Below are 19,631 nucleotides of genomic sequence, written 5' to 3'. Positions count from 1 at the left end.
CGTCTGAGACCAAAGTGTCCAGGCTTCAATGAGAACAAGTCTTAACGAAAAGACGCAGTAGCTAATCGTTCTCTTCATTCGCTTTTAGGAATAGAAGAGTGCCGAATGACCTTTTCGGGGGTGGGAGAAAGAAGGAATTTCTAACTAAATTCTTTCTGACCCACTCCCTTTTCTCTTGCGTCATCAAGAGAATTTTTGTAAAATAGAAAAAGTGAAAAGAGGGTTGAAATGAGTAAAAAAGATAAGAAAATTGAGATTCAAATCGTTGATAGTAAAGTAACCGTCGGAAAAGATACTTTTGATGGTTTCACTTTGTCCATTGGAAAGAAAACGATTGGTGAAATTGCAGATATGGCTGGTCAATTTGCCATTATCAAAAATGGAAATGTGGATTCTCTTTACAAAAAACTTGAAAAAGCCGTTGAAATTTTGATAGAAAATTATAATTTGAATAAATAAGGGCTTGCAATCATAATAAATCAATGGTATAATAGATCCTGTTGATTTATATGGAGAGATAGCGAAGAGGCTAAACGCGGCGGACTGTAAATCCGCTCCTTCGGGTTCGGGGGTTCGAATCCCTCTCTCTCCATTTCATTCATGGGGTATAGCCAAGCGGTAAGGCAAGGGACTTTGACTCCCTCATGCGTTGGTTCGAATCCAGCTACCCCAGTTCTTAGGTAATATCAGATAAGTGATAAAATATCTATCCAGGTATTTTATTTCTTTATAGGATGAGTCGTTAAAGATTGTAGTTGATCTCATTGCGAGTGCTTGCTTAGGAAAAATAATTATAAGTATGTCAAGTTTTAGAAAACTTGATTGTTGGAGGATTTTTTAGATGAATGAATTTGAAGATTTGCTAAACAGTGTTAGCCAAGTTGAACCAGGTGACGTTGTTACTGCTGAAGTATTGACAGTTGACGCGAACCAAGCTAACGTTGCAATCTCTGGAACTGGTGTCGAAGGTGTCTTGACTCTTCGTGAATTGACAAACGATCGTGATGCTAACATCAACGACTTGGTAAAACCAGGTGAAACACTTGAATTGCTTGTTCTTCGTCAAGTAGTTGGTAAAGATACTGATACAGTAACTTACCTTGTATCTAAAAAACGTTTGGAAGCTCGCAAAGCATGGGACAAATTGGTCGGACGTGAAGAAGAAGTTGTTACTGTTAAAGGAACTCGCGCTGTTAAGGGCGGACTTTCAGTAGAATTTGAAGGACTTCGTGGATTTATTCCAGCTTCAATGCTTGATACTCGTTTTGTACGTAACACTGAACGTTTCGTAGGTCAAGAATTTGATGCTAAAATCAAAGAAGTAGATCCAAAAGAAAACCGCTTCATCCTTTCTCGTCGTGAAGTTGTTGAAGCTGAATCAGCTGCAGCACGCGCAGAAGTATTTGGTAAATTGAACGTTGGTGATGTCGTAACTGGTAAAGTTGCACGTATCACAAGCTTCGGTGCTTTCATCGACCTTGGTGGTGTTGATGGATTGGTTCACTTAACAGAATTGTCACACGAACGCAACGTATCACCTAAATCAGTTGTAACTGTTGGTGAAGAAATCCAAGTGAAAGTTCTTGACTTGAACGAAGAAGAAGGTCGTGTATCACTTTCATTGAAAGCAACAACACCTGGACCTTGGGATGGCGTTGAACAAAAATTGGCTGCTGGTGATGTGATCGAAGGAACTGTTAAACGTTTGACTGACTTCGGTGCATTCGTTGAAGTATTGCCAGGTATCGACGGACTTGTACACATCTCACAAATTTCACACAAACGTGTTGAAAATCCAAAAGATGTTCTTAAAGTTGGACAAGAAGTAACTGTTAAAGTTCTTGAAGTAAATGCTGCAGATGAACGTGTATCACTTTCTATCAAAGCTCTTGAAGAACGTCCAGCTCAAGAAGAAGGCGAAAAACAAGAAAAACGTCAATCTCGCCCACGTCGTCCAAAACAAGAAAAACGTGACTTTGATCTTCCAGAAACTCAAACTGGATTCTCAATGGCTGACTTGTTTGGCGATATCGAATTGTAATATTTAAAAGAGGCTGGGACAAAATGAACTGCACCCTAAAAGTTAGACAGAAAAATCTAATTTTTGGGGTGCTTTTATTATGAAATTAACTTTTGAAGATAAAGTTCAAATATATGAATCAAGAAAGCAAGGAGAGAGTTTTAGGCGACTTTCAAATCAATTTGGGATAAAGATTTCTAATCTTCAGTACATGATTAAATTGATTGATCGTTATGGAATAGAAATCGTAAAAAAAGGAAAGAATTGTTACTATTCTCCTGAACTAAAACGAGAAATCATTGATAAAGTCTTACTTGAAGGTCGTTCACAAAGAAGTGTAAGCCTTGATTATGCTCTCCCAAACCAAGGAATGCTTCCAAATTGGCTGGCACAATACAAGAAAAATGGGTATACTATTGTTGAGAAAACAAGAGGAAGGATACCTAAAATGGGACGTAAGCCAAAGAAGAAACCTGAAGAGATGACTGAGTTAGAGCGTCTTCAAGCAGAAAATGAATACCTGAGAGCGGAGAATGCTGTTCTAAAAAAGTTGAGAGAACTCCGATTGAAGGAGGAAAAAGAGAAAGAAGAAAGACAGAAATTGTTCAAGAATTAATCACTGAGTTTTCGTTAGATATTCTTCTAAAGGCCGTTAAACTCGCTCGTTCGACCTACTATTATCATTTGAAACAGCTAGACAAACCAGATAAGGATCAAGGGCTTAAAGCTGAAATCCAATCTATTTTTACTGAACACAAGGGAAATTATGGTTATCGTCGGATACATTTAGAATTAAGAAATCATGGCTTTTTGGTCAATCATAAGAGGGTTCAGCGGTTGATGAATGTCCTCAATTTACAAGCTAGAATCCGGCAGAAGCGAAAGTATTCTTCTCACAAAGGAGATATTGGTAAGAAAGCCGACAACCTTATTCAACGCCAGTTTGAAGCTTCAAAACCAATGGAAAAGTGCTACACAGATGTGACAGAATTTGCCATTCCAGCAAGCACTCAAAAACTCTACTTATCACCAGTATTAGATGGTTTTAACAGTGAAATCGTCGCTTATAATCTTTCGACGTCGCCAAATTTAGAACAAGTGAAAGCTATGTTAGACCAGGCCTTTACTGAGAATCATTACACAAATACAATTCTCCATAGTGATCAAGGATGGCAGTATCAACACCAGTATTATCATCGTTTTTTAGAGGATAAAGGAATTCAACCGTCCATGTCACGTAAGGGTAACAGCCCAGACAACGGCATGATGGAATCCTTCTTTGGCATTCTTAAGTCCGAAATGTTTTATGGGTATGAGAAGACGTTTCAGTCACTTGAGCAATTAGAACAAGCTATTGTAGACTACATTGATTATTACAACAATAAACGAATTAAGGTCAAACTAAAAGGACTCAGTCCTGTGCAATACAGAACTAAATCCTTTGTGTAAATTCATTGTCTAACTTTTTGGGGTCAGTACACAAAAGTCCTAGCCTCTTAATTATTTTTTGGATTGTCGAGCAAGACGCAGTGGTTGAGTGGGCTCTACTACGCTGATTTCATCAGCTTTTACAGTCCTACTCAACTGTGCGGAGGTGGGACGACGAAATCAAATTCTAACGAATTACCGATTTCTGTCCCACTCTCTTTTTTACTTGTAAAATTCTCAAAAATTTGATATACTATAACAGTTGCCACCCTTAGTGTAATGGATATCACGTAAGATTCCGGTTCTTGAGATGGGGGTTCGATTCCCTCAGGGTGGATGATACATAATGAGGCTCCTCCGGAGTCTTTTTTGCTCTTTCTTGGAGGAACATGCAATGACAATAAAATTAATCGCGCATACCTTAATTGAGAAAGACGGGAAGTATTTGCTTATCAAACGCTCGAAAATAAAGCGAGGTCTCCCTAATGTCTATCCATCTTATTGGGATATTCCAGGTGGAAGTGTAGAAGAGAATGAATTGCCCAGAGAGGCTGCTCTACGTGAGGCTATGGAGGAGGTTAATCAAAAGCTTCGGATTAATAAGATTATCCACGAAGATAGTCAGTTTGATGCTAGCAAAGATACTGTTTTTACACGCCTAGTTTATGCTGGTGAGATTTTGGAAGAGCGTGATTTTATATTAGATCCAGAAGAGCATACAGACTTTATCTGGATTTCTTCTTTGAAAGACATAGAGAGCAATCTCGTTGTGCCTTATTTGCTTGAAATCCTTGCTGACAAATCCAAATAAAGCAACTAAAAAACATCCCCTTTTAATAAGGAGATGTTTTTTTCTTAGTTTTTAGAAGCTTCTTGGAATTCAGGGTTTTTCCATGCTTCATCAATAATTGCTTTCAATTCTTTAGCAGAAGCGTGCATTTTTTGAAGTTCTGCATCATTCAATGGAATGTTTACTGGACGTACAATACCGTGTGCTCCAACAACAGCTGGTTGACCGATAAAGACATCATTGATTCCATATTGACCTTCTTGGAATACTGAAAGTGGAAGAACCGCATTTTCATCATCAAGAATAGCCTTAGTGATACGAGCAAGGGCAACAGCGATACCGTAGTATGTAGCACCTTTTTTGTTGATGATAGTGTAAGCAGCATCACGAACACCTTCGAACAATTCAATCAATTCAGATTCTTGAACGTTTTGAGTGTCTTTAAGGAATTCTTCAAGGTTTACACCAGCGATGTTAGCGTGTGACCATACAGCGAATTCTGAGTCACCGTGTTCACCCATGATGTAGGCGTGTACTGAACGAGCATCCACATCCAATTTTTCAGCCAAAGCTTGACGGAAACGAGCTGAGTCAAGAGAAGTACCTGATCCGATAACACGTTCTTTAGGGAATCCTGAGAATTTCCATGTAGAGTATGTCAATACGTCAACTGGGTTAGCAGCTACAAGGAAGATTCCGTTAAATCCTGATTCAACAACTTGTGTTACGATTGATTTATTAATCGCAAGGTTTTTACCAACAAGATCAAGACGAGTTTCACCTGGTTTTTGAGGAGCACCTGCAGTAATTACAACAAGGTCAGCGTCCGCACAGTCAGCATACTCAGCCGCATAGATTTTCTTTGGTGAAGTGAAGGCAAGGGCGTGGCTAAGGTCAAGCGCATCTCCGACAGCTTTTTCGTGCAATTGAGGAATTTCGATAATTCCAAGCTCTTGTGCAATTCCTTGGTTGACAAGTGCAAAAGCGTAAGATGAACCTACAGCACCGTCACCGACAAGGATAACTTTTTTGTGTTGTTTAGTCAAAGTCATGAGTCTAAACGTCTCCTTCATTTTTTTTTGAGATAGATTCTCATACGTCTTCATTCTACCACTTTTGAAAGTCTTTGTCATCTGATACAGTATGAATCCTTGATGTAAACGTTTTTACATTTGTGTTCCTAAGAAGAAAAATAGGGTAAAATGTGTTATAATAGTATGGTGAATTAAGTAAAGAGAGGCATTTTTTGAATGCAGGATAAGAATCTAATTGATGTGAATTTAACATCAGAAATGAAGACGAGTTTTATCGATTATGCCATGAGTGTTATCGTTGCTCGTGCCCTCCCTGATGTTCGGGATGGTTTGAAACCTGTTCACCGTCGTATTTTGTACGGAATGAATGAATTGGGTGTTACACCAGATAAACCACATAAGAAGTCAGCCCGTATTACAGGGGATGTTATGGGTAAATACCACCCACACGGGGATTCCTCTATTTATGAAGCCATGGTTCGGATGGCGCAATGGTGGAGTTATCGCTACATGTTAGTGGATGGTCATGGAAACTTTGGTTCTATGGACGGTGATGGCGCCGCTGCACAACGGTATACAGAAGCCCGTATGAGTAAGATTGCTCTTGAAATGTTGCGGGATATCAATAAAAATACAGTTGATTTCGTTGATAACTATGATGCCAGTGAGCGCGAACCTTTGGTCTTACCTGCACGTTTCCCTAACCTTCTCGTCAATGGTGCTACTGGGATTGCCGTTGGGATGGCTACCAATATTCCTCCTCACAATTTGGGAGAAACCATTGATGCAGTGAAGCTGATGATGGATAATCCTGAGGTAACGACCCGTGAACTCATGGAAGTTCTTCCTGGTCCAGATTTTCCGACAGGTGCTTTGGTCATGGGGAAATCAGGTATCCACAAAGCCTATGAAACCGGAAAAGGATCAATCGTTCTTCGTTCTCGTACAGAGATTGAAGTAACCAAGAGTGGCCGTGAACGGATTGTTGTCACTGAGTTCCCTTATATGGTCAATAAAACCAAGGTGCACGAGCACATCGTTCGCTTGGTGCAAGAAAAACGGATCGAAGGGATTACAGCTGTACGGGATGAATCAAACCGTGAAGGGGTTCGTTTTGTGATTGAGGTCCGCCGAGATGCTTCGGCCAACGTTATTTTGAACAACCTCTTTAAGATGACACAAATGCAAACCAATTTTGGATTCAATATGTTAGCGATCCAAAATGGCGTTCCAAAGATTCTTTCTCTTCGCCAAATTTTAGGTGCTTATATCGAGCACCAGAAAGAAGTAGTGACTCGACGGACCATCTTTGATAAAGAAAAAGCGGAAGCACGTGCCCATATCTTGGAAGGTTTGCTCATTGCCTTGGATCACATCGATGAAGTGATCCGGATCATCCGCAATAGCCAGACAGACGCTGAAGCACAAGCTGAATTGATGGCTAAATTCAAGCTCTCTGAACGTCAAAGCCAAGCCATTTTGGACATGCGTCTTCGTCGTTTGACCGGTTTGGAACGAGACAAGATCCAAAGTGAATACGATGATTTGGTTGCCTTGATTGCTGATTTGGCTGATATTTTGGCGAAACCAGAACGTGTGGCAACTATCATTAAGGAAGAATTGGAAGAAGTCAAACGCAAGTTTGGCGATGCTCGCCGAACTGAGTTGATGATCGGAGAAGTCCTTTCTCTTGAAGATGAGGATTTGATCGAAGAAACAGATGTCTTGATCACTCTTTCTAACAAAGGCTACATCAAACGTCTGGACCAAGCGGAATTTACGGCTCAAAAACGTGGTGGACGTGGGGTTCAAGGAACTGGTGTCAAAGATGATGACTTTGTCCGTGAACTGGTCTCTACGAGCACTCATGATCATTTGCTCTTCTTTACCAATAAGGGGCGTGTCTATCGTCTGAAAGGTTATGAGATTCCAGAATATGGCCGAACAGCCAAAGGATTGCCAATCGTCAATCTCTTAAAATTGGACGAAGGTGAATCGATTCAAACCATTATCAATGTGGAGCAAGACCGCAGTGACGAAGCATACCTCTTCTTTACGACGCGACAAGGTTTGGTCAAGCGGACCAATGTAGCTGAATTTTCAAATATCCGTCAAAATGGTCTCAAAGCTCTGAATCTGCGCGATGAGGATGAATTGATCAATGTCTTCCTTACGGATGGCAATGCTGATGTCATTATCGGTACCAAGTATGGTTATTCTGTCCGCTTTAACGAGGCTGTGGTCCGCAATATGGGTCGTTCTGCCACAGGTGTACGTGGTGTGAATCTCCGCGAAGGAGACAAGGTTGTTGGGGCTAGTGTCGTTACGGATCAAGATGAAGTATTGATCATCACTGAAAAAGGGTATGGTAAGCGTACAATGGCTAGCGAATACCCAACCAAAGGCCGTGGCGGTAAAGGAATCAAGACAGCCAATATCACAGAGAAAAATGGTCCTTTAGCTGGTCTTTTAACCGTTAAAGGAGATGAAGATCTGATGATCATTACTGATACAGGAGTCATGATCCGTACAAGTGTTGGGAATATCTCTCAAACTGGTCGTTCAACACAGGGTGTGAAAGTCATGAGACTGGATCAGGATGCGAAAATTGTGACCTTTACAACAGTCCAACCCGAAGAAAAAGATGAAGAAGTAGTGGAAGAAAACGAATAGATAAGGGGACAGCATGTCACGCAAAAGAAAAAAGAAAAAGAGTTTACGCAATACTCTTATCAACATCGTTGCAACACTTTTGATTATTCTCTCGCTTCTCTTGATTTTCAATGCTCCGATCCGAAACATGATTATGGTTTGGCATACCAACCAATACCAGGTTAGCAAGGTCGATAAAAAAACCATTGATAAGAATAAAGAAGTGAAGACGAGCTTTGATTTCCAACATGTCCAGTCACTCTCGACGGAAGCCGTCATCAATGCCCAATGGCAAGCTCAAAAGCTACCAGTAATTGGGGGGATTTCGATTCCTGAATTGAACATGAACCTTCCGATCTTTAAGGGGCTTGAAAATGTAGCCCTCTACTACGGAGCAGGGACCATGAAGGAAAACCAAGTCATGGGGCAAGGCAATTATTCTCTTGCTAGTCACCACGTGTTTGGTCTAACTGGAGCAAATGCCATGTTATTCTCACCATTAGAGAAAGCCAAGGCGGGAATGAAGATTTACATCACGGACAAAGAAAAAATCTATACTTATGTCATCTCGTCTGTTGAGACAGTGACTCCAGACCGTGTAGATGTGATTCAAGATCGTGAAGGCGTCAATGAGATCACCTTGGTGACCTGTGAGGATGCTGCAGCGACTTACCGTACGATTGTAAAAGGGAATTTGGAAACTTCTGTTGACTATGACAAGGCTCCAAAAGACATCCTGGATTCATTCAGCAAGACTTATAATCAAATGCAACTTTAAGAAAATAAAGCCCATGGCAGAGATGCCAGGGCTTTTTCTATGTAGGAAGCAAAACTAGGAGAAATTCTTGTAAAATTGTAAGAGATTGGTAATATTATGTAAGGAATTTGTCATAACATTAAGGGAAAATCAGTATATAATAAGAGGAGAAAGAGTATGATAAGGAGGTAGAATAGTGACGAAAGAGCGAATTTATCATCTCTTACATCATTTCTACAATCTCTTAGTAAATGATTTTCCACGAAATGGTTTAATTACGAAAGGAATCTACGAAGTAGAGCAAGTCTACCAAGCTTTAGAGGCCATACCTCAGAGCCAGGAGTACTTGATTCGCTGTGAAATTCAACAGTTTTTAAAGGAACTTGAACAAGTTCAAACAGGTTACCAAATCCGCTTTAATAGAGATGAAGTCTTAGTGTTAGATGATTTGAAGGAAGAAATCGCCTGTAAATAATGAAAGGTTGTCGTTTTCTCCATTTATTACGAATTAATAAGTGAGGAGGAAATTATGTACGACATATCATTTATTGAACCATCTTTGCTTCCTAGAGAACGTTTGGTTTCTGAAGGGGTAGATAAGCTGAGTCATCAAGAATTGTTATCCATTCTCTTACGGACAGGCAATAAGCAAAAAAGCGTTTATGAGATTGCACAAGGTCTTCTGAGTTCGGTTAATAGTTTAAAGGAGTTAAGTCAATTAACCCTAGAGGAACTACAGGAAATCTCTGGCATTGGCCGGGTGAAGGCCATCGAACTTCAGGCTGTGATTGAGTTTGGACGAAGGATTCATAAAGACGAATTGATGAGTTCCGAACAGATCATGAGCAGTCAGAAATTGGCCCATAAAATTCAACAGGAAATCGGCCATAAGAAACAGGAGCACCTGGTTGCTCTCTATTTAAATACGCAGAATGAAATTATTCATCAGCAGACCATTTTTATTGGAACCGTGAATCGAAGTATTGCGGAGCCACGTGAAATCCTGCATTATGCACTAAAACACATGGCAACCTCCATCATTTTGGCTCACAATCATCCATCTGGTGCCGTATTTCCAAGTAAAAATGATGATGAAGTAACGCATCGAGTCATAGAGGCCTGTGAAGTGATGGGCTTAACACTACTAGATCACTTGATTGTATCTGAGGAAAACTATTATAGTTACCGTGAAGAAACCGATTATTTGGTATAAAAAAGAGAGTGGGACAGAAATCAGTAATTCGTTAGAATTCGATTTCGTCGTCCCACCTCCGCACAGTTGAGTAGGGCTGTAAAAGCTGATGAAATCAGCGTAGTAGAGCCCACTCAACCACTGCGTCTTGCTCGACAATCCAAAAATAATTGAGAGGCTAGGATTTTTGTCCCAGCCTCTTTTCTTGTTAATGTATAAATCTTTATTCTTCGTTTTTTCGCATGAAATAAAGGAGTGTTTGCAATTCACTAGTGAGATCGACATATTGGACAACAACGTCTTTAGGAACTGTCAGATGGACCGGAGAAAAGCTTAGAATTCCTTTGACACCGGCATCTACTAAAAGACTAGCAACCTCCTGCGCTTTAATACTTGGGACAGTTAAAATTGCTGTTTGAATGTCTTCTTGTTTGAGCTTTTCTTTGATCGTAGAAATCCCATAAATGGGGATCCCATCCTTACTTTTGGTATTAATCAGTTCATGATCATCTACATCAAAAGCCATGACAATTTTCATCTTATTGCGTTCATGGAAGCGATAATTGAGGAGCGCACTTCCCATATTTCCGATCCCCACAATAGCGACATTGGTAATGGCATTATCATTTAAAAGATCGGCAAAGAAGTTCATCAGTTTTTTTACGTCATAACCAAATCCCCGTCTTCCTAATTCACCAAAATAAGAAAAATCTCGGCGAACGGTAGCAGAGTCAATCCCAATTGCATCAGCAATTTGCTTGGAATTGGCGCGCTCTATTTTTTCAGAGTTAAAGCGTTTAAAAATGCGATAGTAGAGCGATAAGCGTTTTGCTGTTGCGCGTGGAATTGGAGTATTTTTATCATGTTTCACAATATCACAACCTTTCCCTCTTATTGTATAGGAAGATTGTGAAAAAATCAACTATCTAGAGCGGTTTTTCAAAAATATTTTTGTCTAAAGAAAAAGCTGATGGCGATGGAGAGTTCCATCAGCATCAGCTTAGTTTTCAGCTTGTTCTACCTTTTTCAAAAAAGCATAGAGTCCATCGACTCGCCCTGTATAGGGGAGTTTTTCTCCCTTGTATTCAATGGATACGATTGAGTAAGAGTCAGGCAAGGTTACACAGCCTGAAAAAGCTAGAATGCAGGCTGCAAGGTTGGGATAAGTAGTTGTTCGTTCTACTTGGTAAGCGTCGATATAAGTTAAGGTTACCATATTAGGCCTCTGTTTTGTTGAAAATTTCTCTTTCGACAAGACTATCCATTAAGAAATAGAATTTTTGTTGGATAATGTCATTTTCTGGATTTTTAAAGATATTAACCAGGCGAAGTCCAGACTTGTCTGTAATATTGATCTTAAAACCTGTCAAATCTTTATTCAAAATAATTTTAAGTAGGAAGCCTTCACCGCTATTTGGAACGGCTTCGAGCAAACGATTTAACTCGTAATTTCCAACTTTTGTAACAGCGAATGTATTGTCACGTAAGGTATATTTTTTAACATTTGGGTGTAGACTATAGGTATATTTGCAGTCTTTCAATGAAACACTTGTTTCAAAAGCCATATTGTTCTCCTATGATAAAATTTCTTTAAGTTTTGAGAGGAAGTCTTGAACCTCCTCTACGGTATTGAGTTCTGAAAAACTAATTCGAAGGGATTCTTTTAGGCGTGAGCTATCTTTTCCATAGAGCGCCTCAAGGACATGGCTGGGTTGAACTGTACCAGCGGTACAAGCAGAACCTGTAGAGACAGAAATTCCAGCAAGATCGAGTCGCATCAGTAAAACGTCATTTTGGAAACCCGGAAAGCCAAGGTTCCAAACAAATGGAAGATGATCGTCATTCGCATTTACGTAGTAGTCGTAGGCTGCTAAACCATTGACTAGCTCTTGGCCGAGTTTTTGAACCTGGTTGAAATTTTCTTCTTGATGAAGTGTAGCTTGCTGAAGCGCGGTTGCCATCCCGACAATAGAAATAAGATTTTCCGTGCTGGCTCTCATCTTACTTTCCTGATCCCCACCATGGATGAGATTATCAAAATCTGGGACGGCTGCATAAAGGAAGCCGACTCCCTTTGGTCCGTGGAATTTGTGGGCAGAAGCACTGAGAAAATCAATTCCCAACTCTTCGGGATAGACAGGGACCTTTCCGATTGCTTGGACCGCATCAACGTGAAAGGCAGCTGGATGATCTTTTAAGAATTCTCCGATTTCTTTAATCGGTAGAAGATCGCCTGTCTCGTTATTGGCAAACATGGTAGAGACAAGAATGGTATCCGGTCTAAGTGCAGCCTTGATATCACTAGCCTGAATGCGTCCATCTCTTGGTTGGACGATCGTAACTTCAAATCCGAAACGTTCTACAAGGTATTCGATGGGTTCGAGAACCGCATGGTGTTCCAAAGCGGTCGTAATGATGTGTTTGCCATCTGCTTGGTGTTTCAAGCAGTAGCCTTTTATAACGGTATTATTACTTTCTGATCCACCTGAAGTGAAGAAAATACGATTTGGAAGAGTATGGAGAGACTGAGCAATCTGCTCGCGAGATTCTCGGAGGAGTTTACTAGCCATCCGTCCATGAGCATGAAGGCTCGATGGATTTCCAAAAGTGGTCTTCATAGTTTCAGACATTTTATCAATGACTTCAGGTAGAAGGGGAGTTGTTGCGGCATTATCAAAATATATCACATTAAGACCTTATTTCTTGTGGTAGGCAAATAGAGGACTAACAGGTTTTCTTTCTTGAATGCGAACAATAGCTTCAGCGATCAGTTCGCTAGCTGTCAGATAGTTAATATTTTTTGGTGTTGGTCCATTTGGAGCAACAGAATCGGTTACTAAGATTTCTTTGATCGGAGCTTGGTCTAATAATTCAACAGCTCCTTTTACAAATAAACCATGGCTTGATACAGCATAAATTTCAGTAGCACCTTCGCGTTCGACGATTTTCGCAGCTTCTGAGAATGTCTTACCAGTATTGAGGATATCGTCAATCAAGATCGCTTTCTTATCTTTGACATCCCCGATAATATAGCCATAATCACGGTTTGCATCATCTTGCTCGTAATCAATGATCGCAATCGGTGCATCAAGATATTCAGCTAAACTACGAGCCCGTTTAACACCTGAGTTTTTAGGGCTGACGACTACAACATCAGGACCAGTTAGACCTTTGTTGATGTAGTGCTCTGCAAAAAGTGGAATGGTAAAGAGGTTATCTACGGCAATATCGAAGAAACCTTGAACTTGCACTGCATGGAGATCCAGTGTGACGACGCGATCCACCCCAGCTTTGACCAACATGTTTGCGACGAGTTTAGCAGTGATTGGTTCACGAGGAGCAGCAGTCCGGTCTTGGCGGGCATAACCGAAGTAAGGCATGACCACATTGACAGTATTTGCGCTGGCCCGTTGGCAAGCATCTACCATAATTAACAGTTCCATCAAGTGATTGTTGACAGGGAAACTGGTTGATTGAATGATATAAATATCATATCCACGAACACTTTCCTCAATATTGACTTGGATTTCACCATCTGAGAATTGACGGGATGAAATTTTCCCAAGTGGAACCCCAGCATGATCCGCGATTTTTTGCGCAATCTCTGGATTTGAATTGAGAGAGAAGAGCTTCATATTTTTTTTATCTGACATGTGATTCCAACCTCATTTAGATTTTTGATCTTAGCACTATTTTAGCAAAAATTTGCGATAATTTCAGCTATTTTACAATCTTTCCGCCAATCTGGCGATTTTATTTTTTGCAGCTTTGTAGACGATTCCATGCTCTTTGATGAACTGATGGAAATTTTCTTCCTGCTCAGCAGTTTCGACCTCGATTTCTAATTCATAATCTTCAGTGTCTAAATAGAGACTGTGGTCTAGTGCCACCAATCCTGCAACTGTTTCTTTTTCGAAGCGTTCTGTTGTTAGGCTTCCCCAGACAGCGAGTTGCTCAACAGGGATTTCTTTAGATATCAAGAGGTTTTTGATTTCCCCGTCAGGGAACTGTTGGTGTTGAAGGATCGCTTCGGTTTCTTCTGGGCTGAGGTCTTGATTGTACTCGAAATGGCCAACTGCTTCAGGAACCTTGAGAGTCAATTCAGCCTGATCTGTGAAAGTACGCACCCGCAAGGCCATTTTTTCCTTACGGATGAGCTGGTCGTGTGTATCGATATAGTGATTGGTTTGGACAACCAATTCTGTATCAGCAAAAAGTGGAAGGAGGGATTGGTATTCCTCCTTATCTAGCAAGGTTTTATATTCAATTTCTAAATGGTTCATTTTGTCATCCTTTGCTTTTTTTTGAAAGCGATTCATGATATAATAGGAGATGTGTTTATTGTATACAAAAATGGTTCAGATTACAAGGTGGTAGGATGGCAATTGATTGGGAAAACTTCTTAGACCCCTATATCCAAGCAGTTGGAGAGTTGAAAATTAAACTGCGTGGGATTCGTAAGCAATATCGTAAGCAACAAAAACATTCTCCAATTGAGTTTGTCACAGGGCGGGTTAAGCCGATTGAAAGTATCCGTGAAAAAATGTCTCGCAGGAATATTTCTGAAGAGAATCTCGCCCAAGATATGCAAGATATTGCCGGTCTTCGCATCATGGTCCAATTTGTAGACGATGTGGACGAAATCCTTGAGGTTCTGAGACAACGGCAGGATATGCGCGTGGTCCAAGAACGAGATTACATCCGCCACAAGAAATCAAGTGGCTATCGGAGTTACCACGTTGTGGTGGAGTATCCGGTTGACACCATTGATGGAAATGAGACGATCTTAGCAGAGATTCAAATTCGGACCTTGTCCATGAACTTTTGGGCAACCATTGAACACTCGCTTAATTATAAATATAAAGGAGACTTTCCAGACGAGATCAAAAAACGCTTAGAGACGACAGCCAACTTGGCCTATCTTTTGGATGAAGAGATGGGAGCAATTCGGGATGCCATACAGGAAGCTCAAGCTCTATTTGATCCACTTCATCGTAAGTTAAATGATGGCGTTGGAAATAGTGATGACACAGATGAAGACTACAGGTAAAAAAGTATCCATTATTCGCAATCGAAAGCGTCAAAGTGAAGAGGTTTTTCAGCAATTGCGCTACAAGCTTCGGAAAAATAATTTTATTTTGACGGAGAAGCACCCGGATATTGTGATTTCCATTGGTGGTGATGGGATGTTGCTATCGGCCTTTCACAAGTATGAACACCAGTTGGATCGGGTGCGATTTGTTGGTGTCCATACCGGACACTTAGGATTCTATACAGATTACTTAGACAGTGAAATTGATAAGCTAGTTGAGAATTTAAAATATGATACAGGTGCCAAGGTTTCTTACCCTATTTTGAATGTCAAGATTACTTTTGAAAATGGGGAAACCCGTACCATGAGGGCTTTGAACGAAGCAACGATTAAGAGAAGCGACCGGACCATGGTTGCCGATCTTACGATTAATGGAGTGGATTTTGAGCGCTTCAGAGGAGACGGCATTACTGTTTCGACTCCTACAGGAAGTACGGCTTACAACAAATCCTTGGGAGGAGCAGTCCTTCACCCAACTATTGAGGCGCTGCAAATCGCTGAGATCGCCAGTCTCAACAACCGCGTTTATCGTACCTTGGGTTCTTCTGTCATTGTCCCTAAAAAGGATAAGATCGAGATTACACCGACGAGACCTGGCTTCCACATTATCTCTGTTGACAATTCAACCTATTCTTATCGCAATATTGCAAAGGTAGAATACCAGATTGACAACCATAAGATTAATTTTGTGGCAAGCTCCAGTCACACCAGTTTCTGGAATCGGGTCAAGGATGCCTTTATCGGAGATGATAGAGAATGAGATTTGAATTCATTGTCGATGAGCATGTCAAGGTCAAGACCTTCCTGAAAAAGCACGAGGTTTCTAAGGGCCTCTTAGCAAAGATTAAGTTTCGTGGTGGCCAGATCCTTGTCAATGGACGTCCGGAGAATGCGATTTATTTGTTGGATATTGGGGATCGCTTGGTCATTGATATTCCAGCAGAAGAAGGGTTCGAAACCCTAAAACCCATGGATCGGCCTTTGGATATTTTGTTTGAAGATGATCATTTTTTGGTCTTAAACAAACCCTTTGGGATCGCATCGATTCCAAGTGCGATTCATTCCAATACCTTAGCAAATTTTGTAAAGGGCTACTATGTGAAGCAGGGCTACGAGAACCAGCAGGTTCACATTGTTACTCGTTTGGACAAGGATACAAGTGGCGTTATGCTCTTTGCCAAACATGGCTATGCCCATGCTCGCTTGGATAAGCAATTGCAGTCTAAAACGATTCAGAAACGTTATTATGCCTTGGTCAAGGGATCTGGTAAGCTTGATCCTGTCGGAGAGATTATTGCTCCGATTGCGCGTGATGAAGATTCAATTATCACCCGCAAGGTAGCTAAAGGTGGCAAGTATGCTCATACTAGCTACCAGGTTGTTCAATCTTTTGGTGATATTCACCTTGTGGATATTCAGTTACACACAGGTCGGACTCATCAGATCCGCGTTCATTTTTCCCATATTGGTTTTCCGCTTTTGGGAGATGATCTCTATGGCGGAAGTTTAGAAGACGGCATTGAGCGCCAAGCCCTTCATTGTCATCGTCTATCCTATTATCATCCATTTCTAGAGGAAGAATTGGTCATAGAAAGTCCACTGCCTCCAGATTTCCAAGCTGTATTAACACAGCTTCAAACTAGTTATTAATTATTAAAAGGAGTAAAACTCATGGAAGTTTTCGAAAATCTCAAAGCCAACCTCGTTGGTAAGAATGCACGTATTGTATTACCAGAAGGTGAAGAACCTCGTATCCTCCAAGCGACAAAACGCATTGTGAACGAGACAGAAGTAACCCCTGTCTTGCTTGGTAATCCAGATAAAATTCGGATTTATCTTGAAATCGAAGGGGTTTTGGATGGATATGAAGTCATCGATCCTCATTCTTATCCAGGTTTTGAAGAAATGGTAGCTTCCTTAGTAGAACGTCGTAAGGGCAAAATGACAGAAGAAGAAGCGCGTCAAGTTTTGAAAGACGACGTTAACTATTTTGGTGTCATGTTGGTGCACATGGGAATTGTTGATGGGATGGTTTCTGGTGCGATTCACTCAACAGCCGCAACAGTTCGTCCGGCTCTTCAAATTATCAAAACTCGTCCAAATGTAAAACGGACTTCAGGGGCTTTCCTTATGGTTCGTGGATCTGAACGCTACTTGTTCGGCGACTGTGCCATTAACATCAAACCAGATGCTGAAGGATTAGCCGAAATTGCTATCAATTCAGCTATCACAGCCAAGATGTTTGGTATTGATCCAAAAATTGCTATGTTGAGCTATTCAACAAAAGGATCTGGTTTCGGTGAAAGTGTTGATAAGGTTGTTGAAGCGACTAAGCTTGCCCATGAACTTCGTCCAGACCTTGAAATTGACGGGGAATTGCAATTTGACGCAGCCTTTGTCCCTGCAACTGCAGCCTTGAAAGCTCCAGGAAGCAAGGTGGCAGGACAAGCCAATGTCTTTATCTTCCCAGGTATTGAGGCAGGTAACATTGGATACAAGATGGCAGAACGTCTTGGTGGCTTTGCAGCGGTAGGTCCAGTATTGCAAGGGTTGAACAAACCAGTCAATGACCTCTCTCGTGGATGTAATGCAGATGACGTCTATAAATTAACCTTGATTACGGCTACTCAAGCTGTAGAGCAATAAGTAATGCATTTAGAGCGTGGGACAGAAATCGGTAATTCGCTAGAATTCGATTTCGTCGTCCCACCTACGCACAGTTGAGTAGGGCTGTAAAAGCTGATGAAATCAGCGTAGTAGAGCCCACTCAACCACTGCGTCTTGCTCGACAATCCAAAAACAATTGAGAGGCTAGGACTTTTGTCCCAGCCTCTTTTTCATTATAAAATCAGAATTTCTAAACTCTAACTCATTCTATGGTATACTAGGAATATGTTAGATGTAAAAGATTACGGGATTACCATGTGGGAGGAGGAAAAAATTGCTTCCTTCCGAGAAAAGTTATTAGCTTGGTATGATGCCCATAAACGGGATCTCCCCTGGAGAAGGACCCAGGATCCTTATAAAATTTGGATCTCAGAGATTATGCTCCAGCAAACACGAGTCGATACGGTGATTCCTTATTATGAGCGTTTTTTAGACTGGTTTCCGACGGTCGCTGATTTGGCTCAAGCTTCTGAAGAAAAACTCTTAAAAGCTTGGGAAGGCTTGGGGTATTACTCACGTGTCCGCAACATGCAGAAAGCTGCCCAGCAGATAATGGAAAATCACGGAGGAGTGTTCCCATCAAGCTATGATGAAATCTCTAAACTGAAGGGCATTGGGCCTTATACAGCTGGTGCTATCGCTAGTATTGCCTTTGGATTAGCAGAGCCAGCAGTAGATGGCAATGTCATGCGTGTTCTAGCCCGTTTGTTTGAAGTGGACTACGATATCGGAGTTCCGACCAATCGCAAGATTTTTCAAGCCATGATGGAAATCTTGATCGATCCGGCCCGGCCGGGTGATTTTAATCAGGCTTTGATGGATTTGGGATCCGATATTGAATCGCCAGTCAATCCACGGCCGGAAGAGAGTCCTGTTAAGGAATTTAGCGCGGCCTACCAACATGGGACCATGGATCGTTATCCCATTAAGGCTCCTAAAAAGAAACCGGTACCTGTCTATCTAACAGCCTTTATTATCAAGGATAGTCAAGGACGCTACTTACTGGAGAAAAATGAGCGAGAAGGACTCTTGTCAGGCTTCTGGCATTTCCCCTTGATCGAAGTGGATAGCCTATCTGAGAACCTAGGCCAATTGTCACTACTGGATAGTAAGAGGGAAGTAGCGAGTAACCCAGAAATTCTTTCCTTTGAACAAGACTATGACTTGGCCATTGATTGGCAGGACAGATCTTATCCTATCGTTCAGCATGTCTTTTCGCATCGCAAATGGCAGGTTCAAATTCGATATGGTCTGGTAAAAGAAGGAGAACAGCCAGCAAGCGAATCGACTGTTTGGTTAACACCAGAAGAATTTTCGGCCTATCCTTTTGCTAAACCCCAGCAAAAGATTTGGACGACTTTTACGGAAAATGAAAAATAGCTAGAGACTGATCTCTAGCTATTTTTTTATAAATGAGCGAATGCTTTGATTTCTTCTTCAGACATAGATGAGTCGCAACGAACACTGACTTCACCGGCTTCGATATGTAAAAATCCTGGGACAGTTGGGATACCGTAGGTTGAGCGGAAGGCTTGTAACGCGTCTAGCTGACTTGGTTCTTCACTATTAATAAAATAGATATGAGCTTTTGTTTCAGCTACGACAGTTGCTAACTTAGCAGCGAACTTCCGGCAGTAAGGACAAGTCTTGCGTCCGATAAAGAAGGTCGCTGTTTCTTTTTGATCGATCGCTTCTTGCGCACGCGCGACAGTTGTGACTTCAAGATCTTTAATATCTTCTAAAAATTGTTCCATGAGATTACCTCGCTTTCTTCTAAGTCTAGTATGCCATATTTTCTATAAAATCGCTGGTATTTGCTACGAAAGAAAGAGAGAGTGGGAGAGAAATCGGTAATTCGTTAGAATTCGATTTCGTCGTCCTACCTCCGCACAGTTGAGTAGGGTTGTAAAAGCTGATAAAATCAGCGTAGTAGAGCCCACTCGACCACTGCGTCTTGCTCAACAATCCAAAAATAATTGAGAGGCTAGGACTTTTGTCC

At 41.2% G+C, this 19,631-nt stretch carries 22 protein-coding genes and 3 tRNA genes; 16 read left to right on the top strand and 9 right to left on the bottom strand.

Annotated features, from left to right (window positions below; translation table 11 throughout):
• The first annotated feature begins 228 nt into the window (after positions 1 to 228).
• The 7 genes from RDV49_RS07395 (at position 229) to RDV49_RS07365 (ending at position 4,259) form a co-directional block, all read left to right on the top strand.
• A complete protein-coding gene (locus RDV49_RS07395; protein ID WP_003003589.1) occupies positions 229 to 459 on the top strand; it encodes a DUF2969 domain-containing protein in 231 nt (76 codons plus the stop codon).
• A gap of 52 nt (positions 460 to 511) precedes the next feature.
• Positions 512 to 592: transfer RNA gene (locus tag RDV49_RS07390), tRNA-Tyr, on the top strand.
• Positions 593 to 601: 9 nt separating this feature from the next.
• Positions 602 to 673, top strand: a tRNA-Gln gene (locus tag RDV49_RS07385).
• Between the two features lie 168 nt (positions 674 to 841).
• Complete coding sequence (gene rpsA, locus RDV49_RS07380; protein WP_003007163.1) at positions 842 to 2,041, top strand: 30S ribosomal protein S1; 1,200 nt, start codon at positions 842 to 844, stop codon at positions 2,039 to 2,041.
• Between the two features lie 79 nt (positions 2,042 to 2,120).
• A protein-coding gene (locus RDV49_RS07375; protein WP_155106216.1) for an IS3 family transposase occupies positions 2,121 to 3,469 on the top strand; the annotation gives its coding sequence in 2 pieces (ribosomal slippage) (positions 2,121 to 2,562 and positions 2,562 to 3,469; 1,350 coding nt in all).
• A gap of 244 nt (positions 3,470 to 3,713) precedes the next feature.
• Positions 3,714 to 3,785: transfer RNA gene (locus RDV49_RS07370), tRNA-Arg, on the top strand.
• Positions 3,786 to 3,842: 57 nt separating this feature from the next.
• The gene (locus RDV49_RS07365; RefSeq protein ID WP_003007167.1) at positions 3,843 to 4,259 is read left to right on the top strand and encodes an NUDIX hydrolase; all 417 of its coding nucleotides are present in this window, start codon (positions 3,843 to 3,845) and stop codon (positions 4,257 to 4,259) included.
• Between the two features lie 44 nt (positions 4,260 to 4,303).
• Here the strand turns inward: RDV49_RS07365 and RDV49_RS07360 are convergent, their stop codons facing one another.
• On the bottom strand, positions 4,304 to 5,290 hold the full coding sequence (locus RDV49_RS07360) for an L-lactate dehydrogenase (RefSeq protein WP_037607876.1): 987 nt from the start codon (positions 5,288 to 5,290) through the stop codon (positions 4,304 to 4,306).
• A 198-nt stretch (positions 5,291 to 5,488) separates the two neighbouring features.
• Between RDV49_RS07360 and gyrA the strand changes: the two genes are divergently transcribed.
• From gyrA to radC, 4 genes are all read left to right on the top strand, one after another.
• Positions 5,489 to 7,945, top strand: a complete 2,457-nt coding sequence (gyrA, locus tag RDV49_RS07355) for a DNA gyrase subunit A (protein WP_003007171.1) — start codon at positions 5,489 to 5,491, stop codon at positions 7,943 to 7,945.
• Positions 7,946 to 7,958: 13 nt separating this feature from the next.
• On the top strand, positions 7,959 to 8,702 hold the full coding sequence (locus RDV49_RS07350; RefSeq protein WP_003007173.1) for a class A sortase: 744 nt from the start codon (positions 7,959 to 7,961) through the stop codon (positions 8,700 to 8,702).
• 175 nt (positions 8,703 to 8,877) lie between these two features.
• Entirely contained in the window at positions 8,878 to 9,156 is a 279-nt protein-coding gene (locus RDV49_RS07345) for a hypothetical protein (protein WP_003007175.1), read from the top strand.
• A 54-nt stretch (positions 9,157 to 9,210) separates the two neighbouring features.
• On the top strand, positions 9,211 to 9,894 hold the full coding sequence (radC, locus tag RDV49_RS07340) for a RadC family protein (RefSeq protein WP_003007177.1): 684 nt from the start codon (positions 9,211 to 9,213) through the stop codon (positions 9,892 to 9,894).
• A gap of 202 nt (positions 9,895 to 10,096) precedes the next feature.
• Here the strand turns inward: radC and RDV49_RS07335 are convergent, their stop codons facing one another.
• The 6 genes from RDV49_RS07335 to RDV49_RS07310 form a co-directional block, all read right to left on the bottom strand.
• Positions 10,097 to 10,744, bottom strand: a complete 648-nt coding sequence (locus RDV49_RS07335; protein WP_003007178.1) for a redox-sensing transcriptional repressor Rex — start codon at positions 10,742 to 10,744, stop codon at positions 10,097 to 10,099.
• Between the two features lie 129 nt (positions 10,745 to 10,873).
• Positions 10,874 to 11,089, bottom strand: a complete 216-nt coding sequence (locus RDV49_RS07330) for a DUF4649 family protein (RefSeq protein ID WP_003007180.1) — start codon at positions 11,087 to 11,089, stop codon at positions 10,874 to 10,876.
• A 1-nt stretch (position 11,090) separates the two neighbouring features.
• On the bottom strand, positions 11,091 to 11,438 hold the full coding sequence (locus RDV49_RS07325; RefSeq protein WP_003007182.1) for a DUF1831 domain-containing protein: 348 nt from the start codon (positions 11,436 to 11,438) through the stop codon (positions 11,091 to 11,093).
• A 9-nt stretch (positions 11,439 to 11,447) separates the two neighbouring features.
• Positions 11,448 to 12,560 (bottom strand): cysteine desulfurase family protein, encoded by a 1,113-nt coding sequence (locus RDV49_RS07320; RefSeq protein WP_003007184.1) that lies wholly within the window; start codon positions 12,558 to 12,560, stop codon positions 11,448 to 11,450.
• Positions 12,561 to 12,569: 9 nt separating this feature from the next.
• Positions 12,570 to 13,526 (bottom strand): ribose-phosphate diphosphokinase, encoded by a 957-nt coding sequence (locus RDV49_RS07315; RefSeq protein WP_003007186.1) that lies wholly within the window; start codon positions 13,524 to 13,526, stop codon positions 12,570 to 12,572.
• 72 nt (positions 13,527 to 13,598) lie between these two features.
• Positions 13,599 to 14,156, bottom strand: a complete 558-nt coding sequence (locus tag RDV49_RS07310; protein WP_037607878.1) for a CYTH domain-containing protein — start codon at positions 14,154 to 14,156, stop codon at positions 13,599 to 13,601.
• Between the two features lie 95 nt (positions 14,157 to 14,251).
• Between RDV49_RS07310 and yjbM the strand changes: the two genes are divergently transcribed.
• The 5 genes from yjbM (at position 14,252) to mutY (ending at position 19,012) form a co-directional block, all read left to right on the top strand.
• Positions 14,252 to 14,923: a GTP diphosphokinase gene (gene yjbM, locus RDV49_RS07305; protein ID WP_003007189.1), complete on the top strand. Its 672-nt coding sequence runs from the start codon at positions 14,252 to 14,254 to the stop codon at positions 14,921 to 14,923.
• Positions 14,907 to 15,725, top strand: coding sequence for an NAD kinase (locus RDV49_RS07300; RefSeq protein ID WP_282188909.1), 819 nt, complete (start codon positions 14,907 to 14,909; stop codon positions 15,723 to 15,725). The genes yjbM and RDV49_RS07300 overlap by 17 nt, the downstream gene beginning before the upstream one ends.
• Positions 15,722 to 16,615, top strand: a complete 894-nt coding sequence (locus RDV49_RS07295) for an RluA family pseudouridine synthase (RefSeq protein ID WP_003007192.1) — start codon at positions 15,722 to 15,724, stop codon at positions 16,613 to 16,615. The genes RDV49_RS07300 and RDV49_RS07295 overlap by 4 nt, the downstream gene beginning before the upstream one ends.
• A 21-nt stretch (positions 16,616 to 16,636) precedes the next feature.
• Complete coding sequence (pta, locus tag RDV49_RS07290) at positions 16,637 to 17,611, top strand: phosphate acetyltransferase (RefSeq protein ID WP_003007194.1); 975 nt, start codon at positions 16,637 to 16,639, stop codon at positions 17,609 to 17,611.
• A gap of 246 nt (positions 17,612 to 17,857) precedes the next feature.
• Positions 17,858 to 19,012 (top strand): A/G-specific adenine glycosylase, encoded by a 1,155-nt coding sequence (gene mutY, locus RDV49_RS07285; RefSeq protein WP_003007196.1) that lies wholly within the window; start codon positions 17,858 to 17,860, stop codon positions 19,010 to 19,012.
• 26 nt (positions 19,013 to 19,038) lie between these two features.
• Here the strand turns inward: mutY and RDV49_RS07280 are convergent, their stop codons facing one another.
• Both RDV49_RS07280 and RDV49_RS10425 read right to left on the bottom strand, forming a co-directional pair.
• Positions 19,039 to 19,386: a DUF6568 family protein gene (locus RDV49_RS07280; protein WP_003007199.1), complete on the bottom strand. Its 348-nt coding sequence runs from the start codon at positions 19,384 to 19,386 to the stop codon at positions 19,039 to 19,041.
• A 25-nt stretch (positions 19,387 to 19,411) separates the two neighbouring features.
• Positions 19,412 to 19,594, bottom strand: coding sequence for a hypothetical protein (locus tag RDV49_RS10425; RefSeq protein WP_080554422.1), 183 nt, complete (start codon positions 19,592 to 19,594; stop codon positions 19,412 to 19,414).
• Positions 19,595 to 19,631: the final 37 nt, after the last annotated feature.

It is taken from the genome of Streptococcus parasanguinis (genome assembly GCF_031582885.1).
Lineage (GTDB): Bacteria > Bacillota > Bacilli > Lactobacillales > Streptococcaceae > Streptococcus > Streptococcus parasanguinis_M.
The sequence above is the reverse complement of the archived record's forward strand: the minus strand, read 5'-3'. Positions and strand labels throughout refer to the sequence as shown.